We start from the raw sequence: 19,731 nt of genomic DNA on the forward strand, positions 1-19,731 counted from the left end.
GAGGAAGATCGGGTACCGGAAGAATGTTCCCGCCGGATGCGGCCGCCGCCCCGGACCGGTATCCTCACCGGCCCGGGGCCGCCGCTGTGTCAGGCGGTCTCGGTGATCGGCCGGTCGACCCAGCTCATCATGCCGCGCAGCTTCTTGCCGGTCTCCTCGATCGGGTGCGCCGCGCCCTCGGCCCGCCACTTGGTGAAGTTGGGCCGGCCGGCGTCGTCCTCGGCGATCCACTCCCGGGCGAACTCGCCGGACTGGATCTCGGAGAGGATCTTCCGCATCTCGTCCTTGACCCGGGCGTCGATCACCCGCGGGCCGCGCGAGTAGTCGCCGTACTCGGCGGTGTCGGAGACGCTGTAGCGCATCCGGGCGATGCCGCCCTCGTACATCAGGTCGACGATCAGCTTCAGCTCGTGCAGGCACTCGAAGTACGCCACCTCGGGCGCGTACCCGGCCTCGGTGAGCACCTCGAAACCGGTCTGCACCAGCGCGGAGGCGCCGCCGCAGAGCACCGCCTGCTCGCCGAAGAGGTCGGTCTCGGTCTCCTCCTTGAAGGTGGTGCGGATCGCACCGGCCCGGGTGCCGCCGATCGCCTTGGTGTAGGCGAGCGCGAGCGGGAAGGCGGTGCCGGTGGCGTCCTGCTCCACCGCGACCAGGCAGGGCACGCCCTTGCCGTCGACGTACTGCCGGCGGACCAGGTGGCCCGGGCCCTTCGGGGCGACCATCGCCACGTCGACCTCGGCCGGCGGGGTGATGAAGCCGTACCGGATGTTCAGGCCGTGGCCGAAGAACAGCGCCTTGCCGGCGGTCAGGTTGGGCGCGATGGCCTCGGCGTAGAGCGACCGCTGCGCGGTGTCCGGCGCCAACACCATGATCACGTCGGCCTCGGCCGACGCCTCGGCCGGGGTCAGCACCCGAAGGCCCTGCTCCTGCGCCTTGGCCCGGCTCTTCGAACCCTCCGGCAGACCGATCACGACGTCGACGCCGGAGTCGCGCAGCGACAGCGCGTGGGCGTGGCCCTGGCTGCCGTACCCGAGCACCGCGACCTTCTTGCTCTGGATGAGCCCCAGGTCGGCGTCGTCGTCGTAGAACACCTCAACGGACATGACTTTCCTCTCCTGCGGCGCGACCCGGCCGGGCCCGCCGTTGCCAATCGTTGTGCGGGTTCGCCGTGCTCAGGCGGCCCGCAGCGCCGAACCGGTGGTGATCGAACGGGAGCCCCGCCCGATCGCCACCAGGCCCGACTGCACCATTTCCTTGATTCCGAACGGTTCGAGATCGCGCAGCAGCGCGTCCAGCTTGTCAGCGGTGCCGGTCGCCTCGATCGTGAGGGTGTCCGGCGCGACGTCGACCACCCTGGCCCGGAACAGGTTCACCGTCTCCAGCACCTGGGCCCGCTGCGAGCGGTCGGCCCGGACCTTGACCAGCACCAGCTCCCGGGCCACCGAGACGCCCGGATCCAGCTCGACGATCTTGAGTACGTTGACCAGCTTGTTGAGCTGCTTGGTGACCTGCTCCAGCGGTGAGGTCTCGGCGTTGACCACGATGGTGATCCGGGAGACGTCCGGGTTCTCCGTCTCACCGACCGCCAGCGAGTCGATGTTGAAGCCCCGGCGGGAGAAGAGCCCGCTCACCCGGGCCAGGACACCCGGCTTGTTCTCCACCAGCACGGACAGCGTGTGCTTGCTCATCTTCCCGGCCTCACAGCTCGTCGTCGTCGAAGGCGGGGCGGACCCCACGGGCGAACATGATCTCGTCGTTGCTGGTGCCGGCGGCCACCATCGGCCAGACCATGGCGTCCTTGCCGACCACGAAGTCGATCACCACCGGCGCGTCGTTGATCTCCATCGCGGCCTTGATGGTCTTGTCCACGTCGGCCTTGCTCTCGCAGCGCAGCCCGACGCAGCCGAGCGCCTCGGCCAGCTTGACGAAATCAGGAATCCGGTGCTTGTGGGTGCCCAGCTCGGTGTTGGAGTAGCGCTCGCCGTAGAAGAGCGTCTGCCACTGCCGGACCATCCCCAGGTTGCCGTTGTTGATCACGGCGATCTTGACCGGGATCCCCTCCAGGGCACAGGTCGCCAGCTCCTGGTTGGTCATCTGGAAGCAGCCGTCGCCGTCGATCCCCCAGACCACGGTCTCCGGCTTGCCGACCTTGGCGCCCATCGCCGCCGGCACCGCGTAACCCATGGTGCCCAGGCCTCCGGAGTTGAGCCAGGTGTACGGCTTCTCGTACGAGACGAACTGTGCCGCCCACATCTGGTGCTGCCCCACCCCGGCCACGTAGATCGCCTCCGGGCCGGCGATCGCGCCCAGCCGCTCGATCACGTACTGCGGGGCGAGGGTGCCGTCGGTCGGCTCGTCGTAGCCGAGCGGGTAGCGGTCGCGCAGGTCGTCGAGCTGCGCCCACCACTCGGTCCGGTCGATCGCCGCGGTCTGCCCGGCGGTGGCGGCCCGGACCGCCTCGATCAGCTCGTCGATCACGTATTTCGCGTCACCGACGATCGGCACGTCGGCGGCGCGGTTCTTGCCGATCTCCGCCGGGTCGATGTCGGCGTGCACGATCGCCGCCCCCGGGGCGAACGAGTCCAGCTTGCCGGTCACCCGGTCGTCGAACCGGGCCCCCAGCGCCACGATCAGGTCCGACTTCTGCAGGGCGTAGACCGCGGCGACCGTGCCGTGCATGCCGGGCATGCCGAGGTGCTGCGGGTGCGAGTCCGGGAAGGCGCCCCGGGCCATCAGCGTGGTCAGCACCGGGATGCCGGTCAGCTCGGCCAGCTTGCGCAGCCCCTCGGTGGCGCCGGCCTTGAGCACGCCGCCGCCGACGTAGAGCACCGGGCGGCGGGCGGTGGTCATCAGCCGGGCCGCCTCGCGGATCTGCTTGCCGTGCGGGTGCAGGGTCGGCCGGTAGCCCGGCAGGTCCAGGGCGGGCGGCCAACTGAAGGTGGTCTGCGCCTGGAGGACGTCCTTGGGGATGTCGACCAGCACCGGGCCGGGCCGGCCGGTGGCGGCCAGGTGGAACGCCTCGGCCAGGATCCGCGGGATCTCCTCGGCGGTCTGCACCAGGAAGTTGTGCTTGGTGATCGGCAGGGTGATGCCCTGGATGTCCGCCTCCTGGAAGGCGTCCGTGCCGATCGCCGGCCGGGCCACCTGACCGGTGATCGCCACCATCGGCACCGAGTCCATGTACGCGTCCGCGATCGGCGTGACCAGGTTCGTCGCCCCCGGACCCGAGGTGGCGATGCAGACGCCGACCCGGCCGGTGGCCTGCGCGTACCCGGTGGCGGCGTGCCCGGCGCCCTGCTCGTGCCGGACCAGGATGTGCCGCACCGACGAGTCGTAGAGCGGGTCGTACGCCGGCAGGATCGCCCCACCCGGGATGCCGAACGCGACCTCGACGCCGAGCGCCTCCAGCGACTTGACCAGCGAACCGGCCCCGGAGACCTGGACCGGTGCCACCACCTGCCCGCCCGCGGCACCCCGGCTCGGCTCGGCGAGCGGACCGGACTGGTCGCCGGCCGGCTGGGCACCCGGGCGGAGTCGGCGGGGGAACTGGTCGGCGGGGTCGTTGCTCCCCTCGGCGGGGGCGGACCGGTGACGCCGCGCGCTGTTGGCCAGGGTCTCGGGTGTGGGTCTCGTCATGGCTATTCAGGCCTTCGGCTCGGAGCAGTGATCTTTTCGAGGTGTACGGCGTTGCGGGCGGGCCGCCTCGGCCGGCGGTCGATCTACCCAAACCGGCAGGAGTGGTACGCCAACCGGGGCGAGCACACTGCCGACGCGAGATACGTGGCCAATAAAAACGGCCCTCGTGCTGATGCACGGGGCCTGCGCACTCTCGGGAGTCGAGAGTGCGCTCAGATAAGTACTCGGAAGGACCTGGTCGCAGACATGCGGCTAAGCCTGACGCATCTCACGCGATGAGTCAACTGATCCCGCATTCTGGGCAGTGTCGGTTTTCGGGTCCGCCGGCCCGTCGCTGGGCCTGCGCTGCCGGGGCGCGCTCCGGCTGTTGCCGGCCGTCCGGGAGGCGGGCTTGCCGGCGTCGCCCTTCGGGCGGGACTCCGAGCCGCTCCCCTCCGGCGGGCTGGCCGCCTCCAGCATCGCCTCCAGGTGCTCGGCCGGCACCCCCCAGCCGAAGAGCTGGCCCTGCCCGAACCGGCAGCCGGCCTCGACCACGGCGGCGAGTTCCGTCGGGTTGGTCACCCCCTCGGCGATCACCTCCAGCCCGAGCTGGTGGCCGAGCCGCATCACCACGTCCACCATCGGGGCGAAGGCGCGGCCCTTCGGTCGCCGGATCGGCTCCGGACCGGCGACCAGACTGTGGTCGATCTTGAGGATGTCGATCGGCAGCCGGCGGAGCTGGCCGAGCGAGGAGTATCCGGCGCCGAAATCGTCCAGCGCGATGCGTACCCCGGTCAGCCGCAGCGCCCGGAGCCGGCGGATCAACTCGTCCAGGTCGGTCGCCACGGCGTGCTCGGTCACCTCCAGCACCAGCCGTTGCGGCGGCACCCGGTGCGCCCGCAGCGCCTCGGTGACCTGGACGACGTACTCCGGGGCGTGCAGCTCGCGGGGCGAGACGTTCACCGACACCCAGACGTCGTGCCCGGCGGCGAGCCAGAGGGAGAGCTGGTGGCAGGCCCGGTGCAGCACCCAGGCGCCGAGCTTGGCGATCATCCCGCACTCCTCGGCGAGCGGGATGAACTCGTCCGGACCGACGTTGCCCAGCTCGGGGTGGTGCCAGCGCAGCAGTGCCTCCGCGCCGACCGGCCGGACCGACGGGACCGCCACCACCGGCTGGAACGCCAGGTGCAGCTCGTCGCGCTCGATGGCGCCGCGCATCTCGTGCTCCAGCGTGGTGCGCCGGCGCAGCAGGTTGTCGTAGGTCGCGTCGTACCGCTCGACGCGGTTCTTGCCGCGCTGCTTGGCGTACCGCAGGGCCAGGTCGGCGTTGCGCAGCAGGGTCTCCACGTCGGCGGCGTCGGCGCTGTCCGCCACCCCGATGCTGACCGACAGGAAGACCGACCCGGCCTCGTGCCGGTACGCCGAGCCGACCACCCCGAGCAGCCGCTCCGCGATCCGCTGCGCCTCGGCCGGACGGGCCCGCATCAGTACGGCGAACTCGTCGCCGCCGAGCCGCGCGGCCAGGTCGCCGGGGCGCAGGTTGCTCTTCAGCCGCCGGCCCACCTCGACCAGCACCGCGTCGCCGACGTCGTGCCCGCGCATGTCGTTGACGTTCTTGAAGCCGTCCAGGTCGAGTCCGAGCAGCACCCAGGGCGTCTCCGGGTCGGCCTGCTGCACCGCCCGGAGCAGCCCCCGGCGGTTCGCCAGCCCGGTCAGCGGATCGGTGTGCGCCAGTTCCCGGAAGTGTGCCTCCCGCTCGGCGAGCCGACCCGCATAGGCGCGTACGTCGGCCAGGGCCAGGTATTGCCGGGCGACCAGGCCGAACCCCTCGACGATGCCGGCCACCACCGCGAAGATCGTGAAGTCGCCGCCGACCAGCAGGTGGTAGACGGCGGAGACGGCCATCGCCACCATCGGCAGCACGGCGTAGGTGCCGCGCCGGATGACGTCGCCGTCCGGCCCGCCGGCCAGCTCCGGTGCCCGGCCGGCCAGGGCGACCATCAGCAGGCCGAACGGCAGCAGCACCGCCCCGACCAGCGCGACCGTCGGGCCGGCCTGGCAGATCCCGGCGGAGATGGCCAGTCCGGAGCCGGTCACCAGGTTGACCCCGGTCCCGGCCAGCAGCAGCCCGCGCCGGGGCGCCCGGGCCCGGGCGCCGACGATGAAGGTCAGCCCGACCGCCACCGCCGCCGTGACGGTCGCCACCAGGATGGCCAGGCAGCCGCTCGGGGTGAGGTCGCCGAGCACCCGGGTCGGTTCGGCGAGCAGCACCCAGCCGACGAACCAGAGCGCCGCCCCGATCACCAGCCCGTCCAGCACCAGCCGGAGCGCCGCGCCGGGGGTCTCGGCGACGCCGGGCAACCGGAGCAGGCCGGCGCAGAGCAGCGCCCCGCTGCCGGCCATCCCGGCCGCGATCAGGGTGGCCAGGCCGGTCCGCTGGGCCTGCTCGTGCTGCCAGTGCTCGGCCATTGTGACCAGCGCGAACAGCCCCAGTGCGGCGCTGGCCGCCGCCAGTGCGCCGCCGACGGCGAGCAGCCAGTGCCCGATCCGGCGCGCACCGGTGTGCCGGTGTGCCGACAGCGCCAGCATGACCGGCCCGCAGCAGGAGGCGAGGCCGGTCGCCACGGCGAGGGCCGGCGCACCGGAGGCGAGTTGCACGGGTTCACTCTGCCGGATCGATCGCACTCCATGGGGGAGCCCGCGCCGGTTCATCGATCAGAGGCACAGACCGCCCATTCGGGCATCGGCGGGATCATCGGGCCGGGGCGGGACGGCCCGGCGGGGTGCCGGCGGGCCGGCCCCGACCCGGCCGGCGTCCCGCTGGCTGGACCGGGTGGACCGCGCAGGCGGCGTTCGGCCGCCGGGAGTGCCACACTTGTCGAATGCCTGACCTGCGGTCGAAGACCTCCACACACGGCCGGACGATGGCCGGCGCCCGCGCGCTGTGGCGGGCCACCGGGATGACCGACGACGACTTCGGCAAGCCGATCGTGGCCATCGCGAACAGCTTCACCCAGTTCGTACCCGGGCACGTGCACCTCAAGGACCTCGGCGGCCTGGTCGCGGACTCGGTGGCCTCGGCCGGCGGCGTCGGTCGGGAGTTCAACACCATCGCCGTCGACGACGGCATCGCGATGGGGCACGGCGGCATGCTCTACTCGCTGCCGAGCCGGGAGCTGATCGCCGACGCGGTCGAATACATGGTCAACGCGCACTGCGCGGACGCCCTGGTCTGCATCTCCAACTGCGACAAGATCACCCCGGGCATGCTGCTCGCCGCGCTCCGGCTGAACATCCCGACCGTCTTCGTCAGCGGCGGCCCGATGGAGGCCGGCAAGACGGTGGCGATCGAGGGGATCGTGCACGACAAGATCGACCTGATCGACGCGATGATCGCCTCGTCCAACGACGCGGTCACCGACGACCAGCTCGGCGCGATCGAGCGCTCCGCCTGCCCCACCTGCGGCTCCTGCTCCGGCATGTTCACCGCCAACTCGATGAACTGCCTCACCGAGGCGATCGGACTGGCCCTGCCCGGCAACGGGTCGGTGCTGGCCACCCACGCCGCCCGCAAGGCTCTCTTCGAGGAGGCCGGCCGGGTCGTCGTGGAGATCGCCAACCGGTGGTACGCCGACGACGACGCCTCGGTACTGCCCCGGTCGATCGCCTCCCGGGCCGCGTTCGAGAACGCGGTCGCGCTGGACGTGGCGATGGGCGGCTCCACCAACACGGTGCTGCACCTGCTGGCCGCCGCCCGCGAGGCGGAACTCGACTTCGGCGTCGCCGACATCGACGAGATCTCCCGCCGGGTGCCCTGCCTGGCCAAGGTCGCCCCCAACTCGCCGAAATACCACATGGAGGACGTGCACCGGGCCGGTGGCATCCCGGCGATCCTCGGCGAACTGGACCGGGCCGGACTGCTCCGCCGGGACGTGCACGCGGTGCACTCGGCCGACCTGGACGGCTGGCTGGCCGACTGGGACATCCGGGGCGGCAAGGCCAGCCGGGAGGCGATCGAGCTCTTCCACGCCGCCCCCGGCGGGGTACGCACCACCGAGCCGTTCTCCACCACCAACCGCTGGTCCACACTCGACACCGACGCGGCCGAGGGCTGCATCCGGGACCGGGAGCACGCGTACACCGCCGACGGCGGGCTGGCGATCCTGCACGGCAACCTCGCCCCGGACGGCGCGGTGGTGAAGACCGCCGGGGTGCCGGCCGAGTGCCTCACCTTCCGGGGCCCGGCCAAGGTCTACGAGTCGCAGGAGGCCGCCGTCGAGGCGATCCTCGGCAAGCAGGTCGTCGCCGGTGACGTCGTGGTGATCCGCTACGAGGGCCCGAAGGGCGGGCCGGGGATGCAGGAGATGCTCTACCCCACCTCGTTCCTCAAGGGACGCGGTCTCGGCCGGGAGTGCGCGCTGATCACCGACGGCCGGTTCTCCGGCGGCACCTCCGGGCTCTCCATCGGACACGTCTCCCCGGAGGCAGCCGGCGGCGGGCTGATCGCGCTGGTCGAGCCCGGCGACGAGATCGTCATCGACATCCCGAACCGGAGCATGGAACTGGCGGTGGCGCCCGAGGTGCTGGAGGCGCGCCGGATCGCGCAGGAGAAGCGGGACCGGCCGTACACGCCGGTGGACCGGGAGCGGCCGGTCTCCGCCGCGCTGCGCGCGTACGCCTCGATGGCGACCTCGGCCAGCGACGGCGCCTACCGGCGCGTCCCGGAGTGAGCGCGACGCCGGGCGTGGGGTCTTCTGACGGATGACCCCACGCCCGGCGGCCCGGGTCAGCCGAGCCGGGCCCGCAGGGTGTTCACCATCGCCACCGCGGTCGGCACGTCCCGGCAGGTGACCAGCCGGCGGCTGCCGTCGGTCAGCCGGAGCGCCAGCGCCGGGCCGGGCAGCAGCGGCACGTCGGCGGCGGTGGCGCCGCGCAGGAACGAGCGGAGCAGCCAGTCCTGCACCGCCAGGTGGTCCGGCTCGGCGGCGGCGATCGCCGAGATCGGCACCCGGCGGCGCAGCGGGCCGACCGCCACCCGGACCGCCTCGCCGTCGATGACCAGCCGGTAGCGGGTGAACGGCAGCATCGCCAGCGCCGACACCATCGGCGCGGCACCCGCCCAGCCGACGACGCCGACCAGCGGCACCAGTACGGCGACCATCAGCACCCCGGTCAGAGCCAGCGCCCCGGTCGTCCAGAGCACCGGGCGCAGCGCCCGCAACTCCCACCAGATCAGCCGCTCGTCGGCACCGGCCGCCAGCAGCGGCCCGACCGCCGGCTCCGGGACGTCGGGCCCGGCCGCCGCCCGGGTCGGTGCCGGGGGGCCGGCGCCGGGTGCCGCCGGGGGTGCCGCGCCGGCCAGCAGGTACGCCAGCAGCCCGGCGACCGCCGCCGCCACCATCGGCAGCCCCATCAGCGCGGCGAAGTAGCCCCAGGAGAGGCGTACGTCGGCGGCGGTCGGCGCGTCCAGTGCGGCGGCCAGCGTCATCAACAGCACGGTGCCGGCCGCCGCGGCGGTGCCGTTCACCGCGACCTGGGCGCCGAGCCGTAGCCAGTGCCGCCCGGTGCCGGGGAGCCCACGGGCCAGCGCGAAGACCAGCAGCCCGGCCAGCCAGACGGTGAGCGCGGCGCCGAGCAGCACCCCGGCCAGGGTGTCGACGCCGATGGTGCTCACCATCGGCCGGTCACCGACACCGCCGGAGTTGGGCAGGCTCTCCGGGAGGCGGCTCCGCCAGGCGAGGGTCACCGCCACCGCACCGCCGATCAGGGCCGCCGGCAGCAGGCCGCTGCCGATCGTCCACCGGGCACTCCTCATGCGCTCACCTCTCTCGAGTACTGCTGCCGCAGCAACGCGACGGCCTCGTCGAGGCCGACGCCGGCCCGGCGGGCAACCGTCACCAACTCCCGTACCGACTCGATCACCCGGGCCCGCTCGTGCGGGACCTCCCCGGTCACCACCGCGCCCCGTCCCCGGCGAAGCTCGATGAGCCCCTCCTCGCGCAGTGCCGCGTACGCCCGGAGCACGGTGTGCATGTTCACGTCTAGCGTGCCGGCGAGTTCCCGTGCGGCGGGCAGCCGGTCGCCCCGGCCGATCGCTCCGTCCGCCAGTGCCCGGCGCACGCTGCCGGCGATCTGCTCGGCCAGCGGTACGCCGCTGCCCGGTGACACCCGAAACAACATGTTCGTATTCTACTAGAACAACGAGTACTATCCACAAGCCCGTCGACCGGATCGGGGCACCAGCGCGGGACCCCTAGCGGGAGAGGAACCCCGTGACCAGGTCGGCCAGTTGGCCCGGGCGTTCGGCCACCATGGCGTGGCTGGCGCCGTCCAGCGGTACGACCTCCAGCCACGGGTTGTCCCGGACGGCCGCCAGCCGCTCCAGCACCCGACGCCGGTGTGCGGCGTAGAGGTCGTGGAAGGGACGCTGTTCGGGCATGTCCACGGTGGCCAGTACCAGCAGCAGCGGGCAGCGGACCGCACGGTAGACGGGTACCAGGTCCAGCGACTCCATGGCCAGCCGCAGTTCCTCGGTCAGTTCCGGATCGGGGCGCAGCCGGCTCGTCCCGTCCTCCGCCGGCACCAGGTTGCGCCGGAACGCCTCCACCCAGATCTCCTCGGCGGAGCCGTACCGCCGGGCCGTGGCCCGCTGTCCGGCGAGCGCCGCCGCGACCTGCTCGGCGTCGAGCGGTCGGGCCAGCGCGGCGGACATCCCGGCGAAGACCTCGCGGAGCCGGGCGAGTTCGGCCACCGCCCGGTCCGGGTCGAGGCCGGCGAGGTCCTCCGGCCGGCTCGGGACGGGATTGCCGTCCAGGCTGACCGCGCCGGGGCAGTCCGGGTGGCGGGCCGCCCAGAGGCTGGCGAGCATGCCGCCGAGCGACATGCCGACCACCGCCGGGCGGGCCAACTCCAGCTCGTCGGCGACGGCGTCGAGGTCGTCGAGGACCTCGTCCCACTTCCACGGGCCGTCGCCGGAGCGGCCGTGGCCGCGCAGGTCGACCGCGACCACCCGGTGCGCCGGCCGCAGCGCCTCGGCCAGCGCGGTCATGGTGACCAGGTTGCCGCCCCCGCCGTGCAGCAGCAGCATCGGGGCGCCGGAGCCGCCGAAGTCCCGGGCGACGATCGGCACCGGGCCGGAGTCGATGGAAATCTCACGGTCGTGGGGTACGTCAGACACGGCGGGGCCGCCCTTCCTCCAGTAGCCGGTCGCGGACGGAGGAGGGCAGCACACCACCTTCCGGATGACGGACCAGCTTGCCCCGGTTGACCAGGTCGTGGACGCCCTGCCGGGTGATCCCGAGCATCGCCCCGGCCACCGCGTACGTCACCGAGTCGGCGGTGGGGTGCCCGACCCGCCGCGCGACGACCTGGCCCAGCGGGCTGCGCCACCAGTCGAGCGGGGGCTCGAACGGGCCGTCGCCGGGATAGAGCGTCGAGACGATCCGCATCGCGGTGCCGACCGCCTCCCGGTCGTCGCCGTCGACCAGCCGGTGCGCCCAGGTCTCGGCGCGGACCCGCACCACCGTACGCAGCGCGTCGACCGCGTCGTCCCCGTCGAGCAGGATCTCCAGCGGATCGAGCAGCCGGACGTCCATCGTCCGGAGAAGCTGCTCGACGAGTTCGTCACGGGTCGGCGGCACGCCACCCTCCTCACTTGACGTCCAGTGTCAAGCACTTGACGAGCACTGTCAAGTAGATGCCGACGGCCGGGCTGGGCGGGCAACGCTCGTCCAGCCCGGGCCGGTGGAGCCGGTCAGCTCGGGCGGGCGGAGTCGGTCAGTAGCCGGGGAAGACCCGGCGCAGGTCGTCCAGGCCGAGCGGGCCGGTCACGGTCAGCGTGTCCGGGGTGTGCTCGGGCGCCAGCCGGCCGGCGGCCAGCCGCAGGAACGCCTCGGCCGGCCCGGTGATCTCGCCTGCCGGCTGCTCCGGCCGCTCCACCAGCTCGACCCGGTCGGTCAGCCGCAGCCCCAGGACCCGGTCCGGATCGGTCAACCGCAGCGCCAGCTCCACCGGCCGGTCGCCGACCGCGTCCGGCCGGGCGATCCAGCCGAGCAGGCCGCCGAGCCGGTCGAGCACCAGCGGCACCGCCTCCGGCGCCACCGTCGCGTACCGGTTGAAGGCGACCTCCACGTCCCACTCGTGCAGCGCGAACTCGCTGAGCCGCATCCCGGCCGCCGTAGCCAGGTCCACCGGCTCGGGCAGGAAACCGAGGTCGATCCGCAGGCTGGACCGGGCCTCCGCGTCCAGCGACTCGTACCGCTCGACGAGCCGGCGGTTGGCCTCCAGAAAGCCCTCGGCGTGCTCGATCGGGGTCATCGCGTCCCAGCGGGCCCAGACCTGCTTGTTGAAGTCCGCCTCCAGGGCGGGGCGACCGCCCAGCGCCACATCGAGAGTGGCCTCGTTGATCTCGGCGCCGCTGCCGAGGTGGCTGAGCACCTGCGACACCTGCCACTCGCTGGCCCCGGACGGCCGGGTCAGGTCGGTCGGGCCGAGGTCGCGGACCAGCGCCGCGAGTTCGTCGTGGCCCGAGCGGAGGGCGGCGATCGTCGTGTCGGCGGTAGTGGCCATGTCTTCCTGTCTCCCGGGTCGTACGTCGCCGGCTCCGGATCGGCCGGCACGACACCCGCCCATCATGCCCGCTGCCCCCGACCGACCGCCGACCCTCCGGCCACCGCGTGGCGGTGGCGGGCGGCCCGGAAGCCGGCGAACGTCCACCGTCACCCCCCGCACCGCCGCCACCGTCAACTCCCCGTGGCGCCACCCCCGTCAACTCCGCGTGGCGCCGCCACCGTCGACTCCCGGGCCGCCGCCATCGGCACCGGGGGTCAGCCGATGCACTCCTTGTCGATCCTCGTGCCCACCTGCACGAACTCGCCCTGGAGGAACTTCACCGGGTCACCGGACTTCGCGCCGGACTCGATGTCGGCGACGATCCCCTCGACCAGCGCCTTGACCTTCGGGTCGGTCGCCTTGGCGGCCTCGGCCTCCAACTGGCCGGCGAGCCCGGTCAGCGTGGTCTGGAGCTGCTTCTCCTGCTGCGCCACACTCAGCTGCTTCTCGATTGCCTTCACCGAGTCGTCGGCGATCTTGACGCTGCCGTCCAGGAAGATGTCGGTGACCGCCTCGCACACCTCCTTGGTGTTCGGCGCGGCGGTCGGGCTCGGTGCGGCGGTGGTCGGAGCCGCGGTCGGCGTACCGGCCGCGTCGGTGGTCGACTCGTCCGGCTGGCAGCCGGCACCGAGTACGGCGACGGTCGCCAGGGAGAGGGCGACGAGGCCGGTACGAACAGAACGAACAGTCATCAGGAACCCCCGTTATCGCGAGCAACGGCGGGGAGCGTAGCAAGGGTGATCAACCACGGCTGAAGATTTATCGGCGCCCCGTCACGGGCGGCGGCGGGCCGCCGGGACCGTTCACCCCCGCCACCAGCACCGGATATTTACACCGGCACACGCCTCGATTAGCATGATCACAAGTGAGTACACGTTGGGTGGCGCCCCCGACACGGAAAGTGGCCATCATCCTGCCGACCCGGCAGACGGTCACCGAAGTGACGACAGGAGATCTACCGTGGGCTCCGAGATCACCCGCTCCGCACCCGACCGACCCGATCCCGGCCAGCCGGCCCCGCCGGTACCCCGACCCGCCCGGCGGCCGACCCCGAAGCTGGTGACCCTGCTGGTGGGCGCCGCCGTCGTGCTGGCCAGTACGCCCCTGTGGGGTACCGGCGACCCGGTCGCACTCGACGACGCCGAACTCTCCGCCGCGCCGACGTACACGATCGGGTTGCAGCCGGCGGCGGACCCCGGCCCGTTCCCCGGCAGCGTCACCCCGACCACCCCGACCATCACCATCGCCGGGGAACGCGACGGGGAGAGCACCTTCGACGTCGTACGGTATCCGCAGGTCCAGCCGAAGCAGCCGGGCCAGATGGACTTCGACCACTTCCACACCGGGATCGAGATCCAGTGGTGGCTGAAGAAGTGGGCGCACCAGCGGCCGGACATCGTCGACCTCCACATCGTCGGCGAGAGCTTCGGCGGCGAGCCGATCTACCAGCTCACCATCACCGACAAGTCCACCGGCAAGGACACCGACAAGCCGGCGGCGTTCTTCGAGGGCAACCGGCACTCCGGCGAGGTCTCCTCGGCCGAGAGCTCGCTCTGGCTGGCGCACCACCTGATCAGCCGGGCCGGCAAGGACCGGCAGGTGGACCGGATCCTCGACACCAAGACCGTCTACATCCGGCCGGTGAACAACCCGGACGGACACAACCTCTACCTCTACACCGCGCAGACCAACCGGTCGTCGGTCCGGCCGACCGACAACGACGCCGACGGCAGGCTCGACGAGGACCCCGGCGAGGACCTCAACGGCGACGGCTACCTCGGGCAGCTGCGCCAGCACGTCGGCGCCGGCAAGGGCACCCACGTCGTCGACGACCGCGACCCGGCCGGAGTCGTGATGCGCAACGTCGGTGCCGGCAACGGCGACTACCTGATGTTCTCCGAGGGCGTCGACAACGACGGCGACGGCCGGGACAACGAGGACGGCGTCGGCGGCCTCGACCTGCACCGGAACTACCCGTACAACTGGCACGTCATGCCCGGGTACGACGAGACCGGCCGGAACCTCACCCAGGTGGGCGCCGGCGAGTACCCGCTGTCGGAGCCGGAGACCCGGCACGTCTACACCTGGCTGATGTCGCACACCAACATCGGCGCGGTGAACAGCATGGACACCCGGGTACCGATGCACCTGCGCGGCCCCTCGACCTGCGACCCGGTCCAGTGCATGTACACCGGCGACCGCAAGCTCTACGAGCACTTCGACCGGGCCGGCGTCGGCTTCACCGGCTACCGCTACTCCGGCAGCGTCTACATCGACTACGCCACTCGCAACGGCGGCGACCCGGAGGCGCTCTTCGGGCACGGCCCCGACTTCGGCTACTTCCAGTACGGCGCCGTCTGGTACGGCGACGAGATCTGGAACGGCGGCGACTTCTTCGACTACGACAAAGACGAGCGGTTCGCCGACTGGGAACGGTCGCGGTGGTGCGTGGAGAACCGGCGTACCAACTGCTTCCTGCCCTGGACCAAGATCCAGCACCCGAAGCTCGGTGCCGTCGAGGTCGGCGGGATCAACCCGAAGTTCTGGGCGCAGAACCCCTCGCCCGACCTGATCGGGCAGTGGGCGGCGAACCAGGCCCGGTTCAACATCTACCTGACCGAGTCGCTGCCGCAGGTGGCGCTCTCGCAGGTCGGCGTGCGCAAGCTCCGGGCCGGGCAGAGCGACGGGGCGACCCACGAGATCACCGCCACAGTCACCAACACCGGCCGGATCCCGACCGCGCTGGAGCAGGCGAAGGAAGTCAAGATCGTGGCTCCGGACACCGTGCAGGTGCAGGGCGCCCGGCTGGTCGGCGAGGCTCCGCAGTTCTTCCTCGACGGTGGGAAGAAGCAGCGGGTGACGCTGCGGGTCAGCAAGACCGAGACCGAGTCGGTGACGGTACGGGCGGTCAGCGTCCGGGGCGGGCTCGACTCCGCACCGGCACGGCTGCGCTGACTCTCGTCGTTCCCGCCCCGCGCGATCGTCGTCTCGGGCGATGCTCTCGCGGGGCGGGGACGTCCGTCTCCGGGGCAGCGGACGGTCCGGAGCCGGGCGTTACGCGGGGTCCGGGGCAGCGGACCGGGGCCCGGGGCAGCGGACCGGGGTCCGGGGCAGCGGACGGTTCGGAGCCGGGCGTTAGGGGGCGGCGTCGAGCCAGGTCTCCAGCAGCAGCCGGTCGATCGAGTCCGGGTTGCCGAGCCGGCCGCGCGCCGCCCGCCGGTCCCGCAGCTCCGCCCGGCTGAACCAGCGGGTCTCCAGCAGCTCCTCGCCGTCCACGGTGGTCACCTCGTCCCGAGCCGTGGCGAAGAAACCCACCATCAGACCGGACGGGAACGGCCACGGCTGCGAGCCGAAGTACCGTACCGAGTCGACGGCGAGCCCGGCCTCCTCGGCCACCTCCCGGCGTACCGCGTCCTCCAGGCTCTCCCCGACCTCCAGGAAGCCGGCGAGCAGCGCGAAGGAGTCCTCCCCCGCCCCCGCGTGCCGGGCCAGCAGGCAGCGGGCCGGCGGGCCGGGCAGCTCCACCAGCATGATCACCGCTGGGCTGATCCGGGGGAAGAGAACCTGGTCGCAGCCCGTGCACTGCCGGGCCGCACCGCCCTGCACCGACCGGGCCGGGCTGCCACAGGTGCCGCAGAACCGCTGGTTGCGGTGCCAGTGGCAGAGCCCCCGGGCATACCCGAGCACGGCAGCCTCGGCCGGGTCGAGCCGGTGCACCAGCCGGCGTACGTCCATCGTCCGGTCGGCGCCGACCGCGGCGAGCGCCTCCTCCTCGGACAGGTCGCTGAGGTCGACGGCGAACACCGGTCGACCGTCGTCGAGACGTCGACCGTCGACACGTCGACCGTCGTGACGTCGACCGTCGTGACGTCGACCGTCGTGACGTCGACCGTCGTCGAGACCGAGGAAGACCGGTTCGCCGAGCCCGTCCGGCAACCCGCGCCTGCCGTCGCCGACCAACCGCAGCACCGCGTCCCGCGCCACCAGGCAGCGGTCCCGCCAGAGCGGCACCACCTCGGCCCGTTCACTGCCGAAGAGCCGGCGCAGTCCGTCGGCGTCCCGCCGCAGCCCACCCGCGCGATCCAGCGCTCCGCCCGCGTACGCCGTGACGACGCCCGTGCTCAGCATCCGGCACCGCCGGGGCGGCCGACGGATGGAGCGGATCCGACCTGCGGGAAGTGGGATCTGATCGACGACACCACCGCATGGTATGCCCGGGTGCTGGCGCTGCCGTGAACCCGGGCGGACCTCGTCCGGCAGCCGACGCGGCGCGGGCACCTCTGGCGGGTCGCCGCGAACTCCGGGCTCGGTAAATGGATTGGACAGCACGAGGATCATGAATTCGTGACACTGCGGCTGTCGGGTGGGGTGGTGCCGGGGCCGGACACGCGGGTCTGGGCCGCCGGACCGCGTGGCCGGGCCGTCGCGCCCTCCCCGGAACTCGCCCCGGGCAGCCCGGTCGTGTTGGGGCCCCGTTCGGCCACCCCGGAGGCTGCCGAGCGGGCGGTCGCGGAACTCGGCCGGCTGGTCACGGTCGGCGGTGTGCTGGCCGCCGGTGCCGGCGTCGACCTCGGTGACGGGTTCCGGTCGGCCCGTACGGAGGGCGCCGCCGGAGACCGCCGGGACGCCGTACTGTCCGCCCTGCTGGTGCCGGCGCTGGGCGGGCGGCTCGGCGACCGGCGGGCCGTACTCGTCGCACTGTTCGGCCCGGACGCGACGAAGCCGCTCGGCGCCGCCGCGCAGGCCGTACTCGACGAGGGCCGGTGGCCGGTGCTGCGGTTCGCGGTCGCGGCGAGCGACGTACTCGGACCGGAACAGCTCGTCCGGATACTCGAACTGCGGGCGCCGGACGGGGTCGATCCGTTCCCGGGCGGGCTCCCCTCGGTGGTGGGCGGGCACCTGACCCGGGTGCTCCGGGAGGTGCCCCGGCCACGCCGCCTCGCCCTGCTGACCGACCTCTGGCAGCGGGTCTGCGCGCACGGTGTCCAGCAGGTGCGGCGAGAGCGGCTGCGCGCGTCGCAGGGCCGGCAGGACCGCAGCGCCGATCTCACCGTCCGCTACCACCGGTACGAGGAGGACGAACTGACCGAGCGGTTGCGTACCGAGCTGTGGGGCGAGCCGACGATCCTCCGGGCCGCACTGTGGCAGCCGTCGCCCGGTTACTGGCTGACCCGCGCGAAGCGGGTGCTCCAGGACGCCATGGCAGCGACGGTGCTGGCCCGGGTCGCGGTGAGCGCGGTCGACCGTGGTCTGGACGCGGCCCTGACCGCACACCGGCACGAGATCGAGGCGGCCGTCGCCGAACTGTCCCCGCCCGAGGCATCGAGGTCGGCGCGGCGGATATCGGGGCTGACCGGGCTGCCGGCCCGACCCGGATCGTACCTGCGGGACATCCTCGCCCGGACCGCGCCCGGCGAACGGCCCGATCCGCGCTGGACGCCCTACCTGGACCAACGGCTGGCCCGGGCCCGGGACTACGGCCGGATCATGCTGGACGTCGTGGCGCAGTTCGTCACCTCGACCGCCGGGCTGGACTCCGCCTCGGCGCACGCACACCTCTCCGCCTGGGCCGGCAGCCCGCTGGACGTCTGGCGGCACCGGGTCGGCTACCTCTCGCCGGACCGGCCCGCCCGCTGGGACCAGCAGCCGATCCTTTCGTCGGATCCGACCCCGCCGCTGGCCGAGCGGCTGCGCGCCGCACCGGACCGCACGACGGCCGAGGTCGAGACGATCGGCGACCTGCTCTGGTACGCCGAACTCGCCGACGCGCTCGCCGGGCTGAACGGTCATCCGGCGGCCGTGATCACCCCGCGACCGCACGCCCCGGTCCCCGACACCGACCCGACGGCCCCGGACGAACCGCTGGTACCCCGACCGCAGTCGATCCCGCTCGCCGTCGCCGGTGCCGCGCAACTGGTGGACCTCGGCGGGCAGCTTCCGCCCCGCTGCCGGAGCTGGTCGGAACTCGTCGCCGGGCTGAGCGACCAGGCCACCATCGCCGCCGCGCTGACCGGTGCCTTCACCGTCCCGGCGCCGGTCGAGCGCTTCGACGGTACGGTGCTGCCCGGCACCGACGCGCGGATCGAGCTGGCCCGGACCGCCCGGCAGTTGGCGGACTGGTCCGACTACATGGGCAACTGCATCGCCGGCCCGCACTACGTCGAGGACGCGACCAGGGGCCGGAGCGTGCTGGTCGCGCTCCGCGCACCGGACGGCCGCATCCTGCTCAACGCCGAGCTTCGGCCCAGCGCCCGGGGTTGGCGACTCGAAGAGATCCGCGCCCGGTTCAACCAGGACCCCGATCCGACACTGCGGCACCGGACCACCGCCTGGCTGGCCGACCTCGCCCTTCCCGAGCGCACCGTCCCGCAGCCGCGCCGCGCCGCCCGGCACGACGGGACCGGTGCGGCGGCGCCCCGGACCGGCCGGCGGCCCGCCTCCGCCGTACGGGTGCTGCGCGACCTCGGCCGCCGCCTCGACGAGGCGGCGGCCGACACGGTCGGCCAACCGGACATCCTTCGGGCCGCCGAGGTGCTGGCGCTGCTCGCGACCCGACTGGCCGGCGCACCGGCGACGCCGCCGGCCGACCCACATGACGCACTCACCGCACTGCGCCGGGCCACGCCCGGGGCGGTGCTCCAGGCCTGCCGGCTCACCCTGGCCGACCCGGCCGGGCCCGGCCCGGTCGCGCTGTGGCGGGCGAGCGGAGACCGGCCGCTGGCCCGTGCGGTGCAGACCCTGGCGCCGTCCACCGTCGCGGTCGTCTCGGCCGGGTCGACCGGAGGGAGGACCGTCACCGTCGGTTCCCCGTCACCGGGGTTGCCGCGTCGAGCGACTCCGCCGTCGCCACCCGCACCGGACCGGCTGGCTCCGCTGCTGCGGGACGCGCCGCTGCCCGGCTCGCTCCGGCCGGTGGCCCGGGTCGGGCACGTCGCGGTCGCCCGCACCGCCGACCTGGTCGCGTTGCGCGTGCGCGTCGCCCTGGGCACCCTGCTCCGGCAGGACTGTCCCGAGTTGGCCGACGGGGTACGGTCCCGGCCGCACGCCGGGCTGCTCCGGGCTGCCGCGCTCGCGGTGACCTCCTGGAGCGGTCTGCGCACCGGAGGGCCCGATCCCGGGTCCGCCCCGGTCCGGTTCTCCGCCGAGCGCGTCACCGTCGTGGTGCCGCGCCGCCGGGTACGGGTGCCCGGCTTCCCGCAGTCGTCGCTTCGGGACGAGAGCTGGCAGTCGAGCTGGCCCGACGCCGTCGAACTCGGTGCCGTACCCGACGGGTTCTGGGAACGGATCGCGGGGCACGGGCTGCTGCTGCCCTCGTCGTGGCTAGCCGGCGGCGGCTGGGCCGCGCTCTGGTCCCGGGCCAACGGCCCGTGGCAGCAGGCGACGGAACGGTAACGCCGCCACCGGTCTCACGAATTGCCGGCGACGCGTTCGGATGCACCCGTGCCGCCGCCACCAGAGCCGGGCGGCCCGGATACGCCCGTGCCGCGCACCACAGCCGGGCGGCGC

Annotated in this window: 14 protein-coding genes; 3 read left to right on the forward strand and 11 right to left on the reverse strand. The window is 73.2% G+C overall.

Going from position 1 to position 19,731, the window contains the following annotated elements; translation table 11 throughout:
• Window positions 1-89: 89 nt before the first annotated feature.
• The 4 genes from ilvC to C6361_RS25405 all read right to left on the reverse strand — a co-directional run bounded on the left by ilvC (window position 90) and on the right by C6361_RS25405 (window position 6,204).
• A complete protein-coding gene (ilvC, locus tag C6361_RS25390) occupies window positions 90-1,103 on the reverse strand; it encodes a ketol-acid reductoisomerase (protein ID WP_107269218.1) in 1,014 nt (337 codons plus the stop codon).
• Between the two features lie 69 nt (window positions 1,104-1,172).
• The gene (ilvN, locus tag C6361_RS25395; RefSeq protein ID WP_101370234.1) at window positions 1,173-1,688 is read right to left on the reverse strand and encodes an acetolactate synthase small subunit; all 516 of its coding nucleotides are present in this window, start codon (window positions 1,686-1,688) and stop codon (window positions 1,173-1,175) included.
• A gap of 10 nt (window positions 1,689-1,698) precedes the next feature.
• On the reverse strand, window positions 1,699-3,636 hold the full coding sequence (locus C6361_RS25400; protein WP_107269219.1) for an acetolactate synthase large subunit: 1,938 nt from the start codon (window positions 3,634-3,636) through the stop codon (window positions 1,699-1,701).
• Between the two features lie 252 nt (window positions 3,637-3,888).
• On the reverse strand, window positions 3,889-6,204 hold the full coding sequence (locus tag C6361_RS25405; protein ID WP_107271172.1) for a bifunctional diguanylate cyclase/phosphodiesterase: 2,316 nt from the start codon (window positions 6,202-6,204) through the stop codon (window positions 3,889-3,891).
• Window positions 6,205-6,497: 293 nt separating this feature from the next.
• On the opposite strand from C6361_RS25405, the gene ilvD reads away from it, so the two are divergent.
• Window positions 6,498-8,345 carry a dihydroxy-acid dehydratase gene (gene ilvD / locus C6361_RS25410; RefSeq protein ID WP_107258371.1) on the forward strand — a complete coding sequence of 616 codons (1,848 nt, stop codon included), beginning with the start codon at window positions 6,498-6,500 and terminating at the stop codon, window positions 8,343-8,345.
• Between the two features lie 56 nt (window positions 8,346-8,401).
• On the opposite strand, the gene C6361_RS25415 is transcribed toward ilvD, so the two are convergent.
• The 6 genes from C6361_RS25415 to C6361_RS25440 all read right to left on the reverse strand — a co-directional run bounded on the left by C6361_RS25415 (window position 8,402) and on the right by C6361_RS25440 (window position 12,917).
• Window positions 8,402-9,430: a hypothetical protein gene (locus tag C6361_RS25415; protein ID WP_107269220.1), complete on the reverse strand. Its 1,029-nt coding sequence runs from the start codon at window positions 9,428-9,430 to the stop codon at window positions 8,402-8,404.
• Window positions 9,427-9,795, reverse strand: a complete 369-nt coding sequence (locus C6361_RS25420) for a GntR family transcriptional regulator (protein WP_107269221.1) — start codon at window positions 9,793-9,795, stop codon at window positions 9,427-9,429. The genes C6361_RS25415 and C6361_RS25420 overlap by 4 nt, the downstream gene beginning before the upstream one ends.
• Window positions 9,796-9,868: 73 nt before the next feature.
• On the reverse strand, window positions 9,869-10,792 hold the full coding sequence (locus C6361_RS25425; RefSeq protein WP_234358991.1) for an alpha/beta fold hydrolase: 924 nt from the start codon (window positions 10,790-10,792) through the stop codon (window positions 9,869-9,871).
• Window positions 10,785-11,255: a hypothetical protein gene (locus C6361_RS25430; RefSeq protein WP_234358992.1), complete on the reverse strand. Its 471-nt coding sequence runs from the start codon at window positions 11,253-11,255 to the stop codon at window positions 10,785-10,787. Before C6361_RS25430 ends, C6361_RS25425 begins: the two co-directional genes overlap by 8 nt.
• A gap of 136 nt (window positions 11,256-11,391) precedes the next feature.
• Window positions 11,392-12,183: a maleylpyruvate isomerase family mycothiol-dependent enzyme gene (locus C6361_RS25435; protein WP_107258368.1), complete on the reverse strand. Its 792-nt coding sequence runs from the start codon at window positions 12,181-12,183 to the stop codon at window positions 11,392-11,394.
• A gap of 257 nt (window positions 12,184-12,440) precedes the next feature.
• A complete protein-coding gene (locus tag C6361_RS25440) occupies window positions 12,441-12,917 on the reverse strand; it encodes a hypothetical protein (protein WP_107258367.1) in 477 nt (158 codons plus the stop codon).
• 268 nt (window positions 12,918-13,185) lie between these two features.
• Here C6361_RS25440 and C6361_RS25445 point away from each other — a divergent pair, with 268 nt between their 5' ends.
• On the forward strand, window positions 13,186-15,180 hold the full coding sequence (locus C6361_RS25445; protein ID WP_199853076.1) for a M14 family metallopeptidase: 1,995 nt from the start codon (window positions 13,186-13,188) through the stop codon (window positions 15,178-15,180).
• A gap of 180 nt (window positions 15,181-15,360) precedes the next feature.
• On the opposite strand, the gene nudC is transcribed toward C6361_RS25445, so the two are convergent.
• A complete protein-coding gene (gene nudC / locus C6361_RS25450) occupies window positions 15,361-16,353 on the reverse strand; it encodes an NAD(+) diphosphatase (RefSeq protein ID WP_107269222.1) in 993 nt (330 codons plus the stop codon).
• A gap of 216 nt (window positions 16,354-16,569) precedes the next feature.
• Here nudC and C6361_RS25455 point away from each other — a divergent pair, with 216 nt between their 5' ends.
• A complete protein-coding gene (locus C6361_RS25455) occupies window positions 16,570-19,617 on the forward strand; it encodes a hypothetical protein (protein WP_107269223.1) in 3,048 nt (1,015 codons plus the stop codon).
• Window positions 19,618-19,731: the final 114 nt, after the last annotated feature.

Origin of the sequence: Plantactinospora sp. BC1, from assembly GCF_003030345.1 — a bacterium.
GTDB lineage: Bacteria > Actinomycetota > Actinomycetes > Mycobacteriales > Micromonosporaceae > Plantactinospora.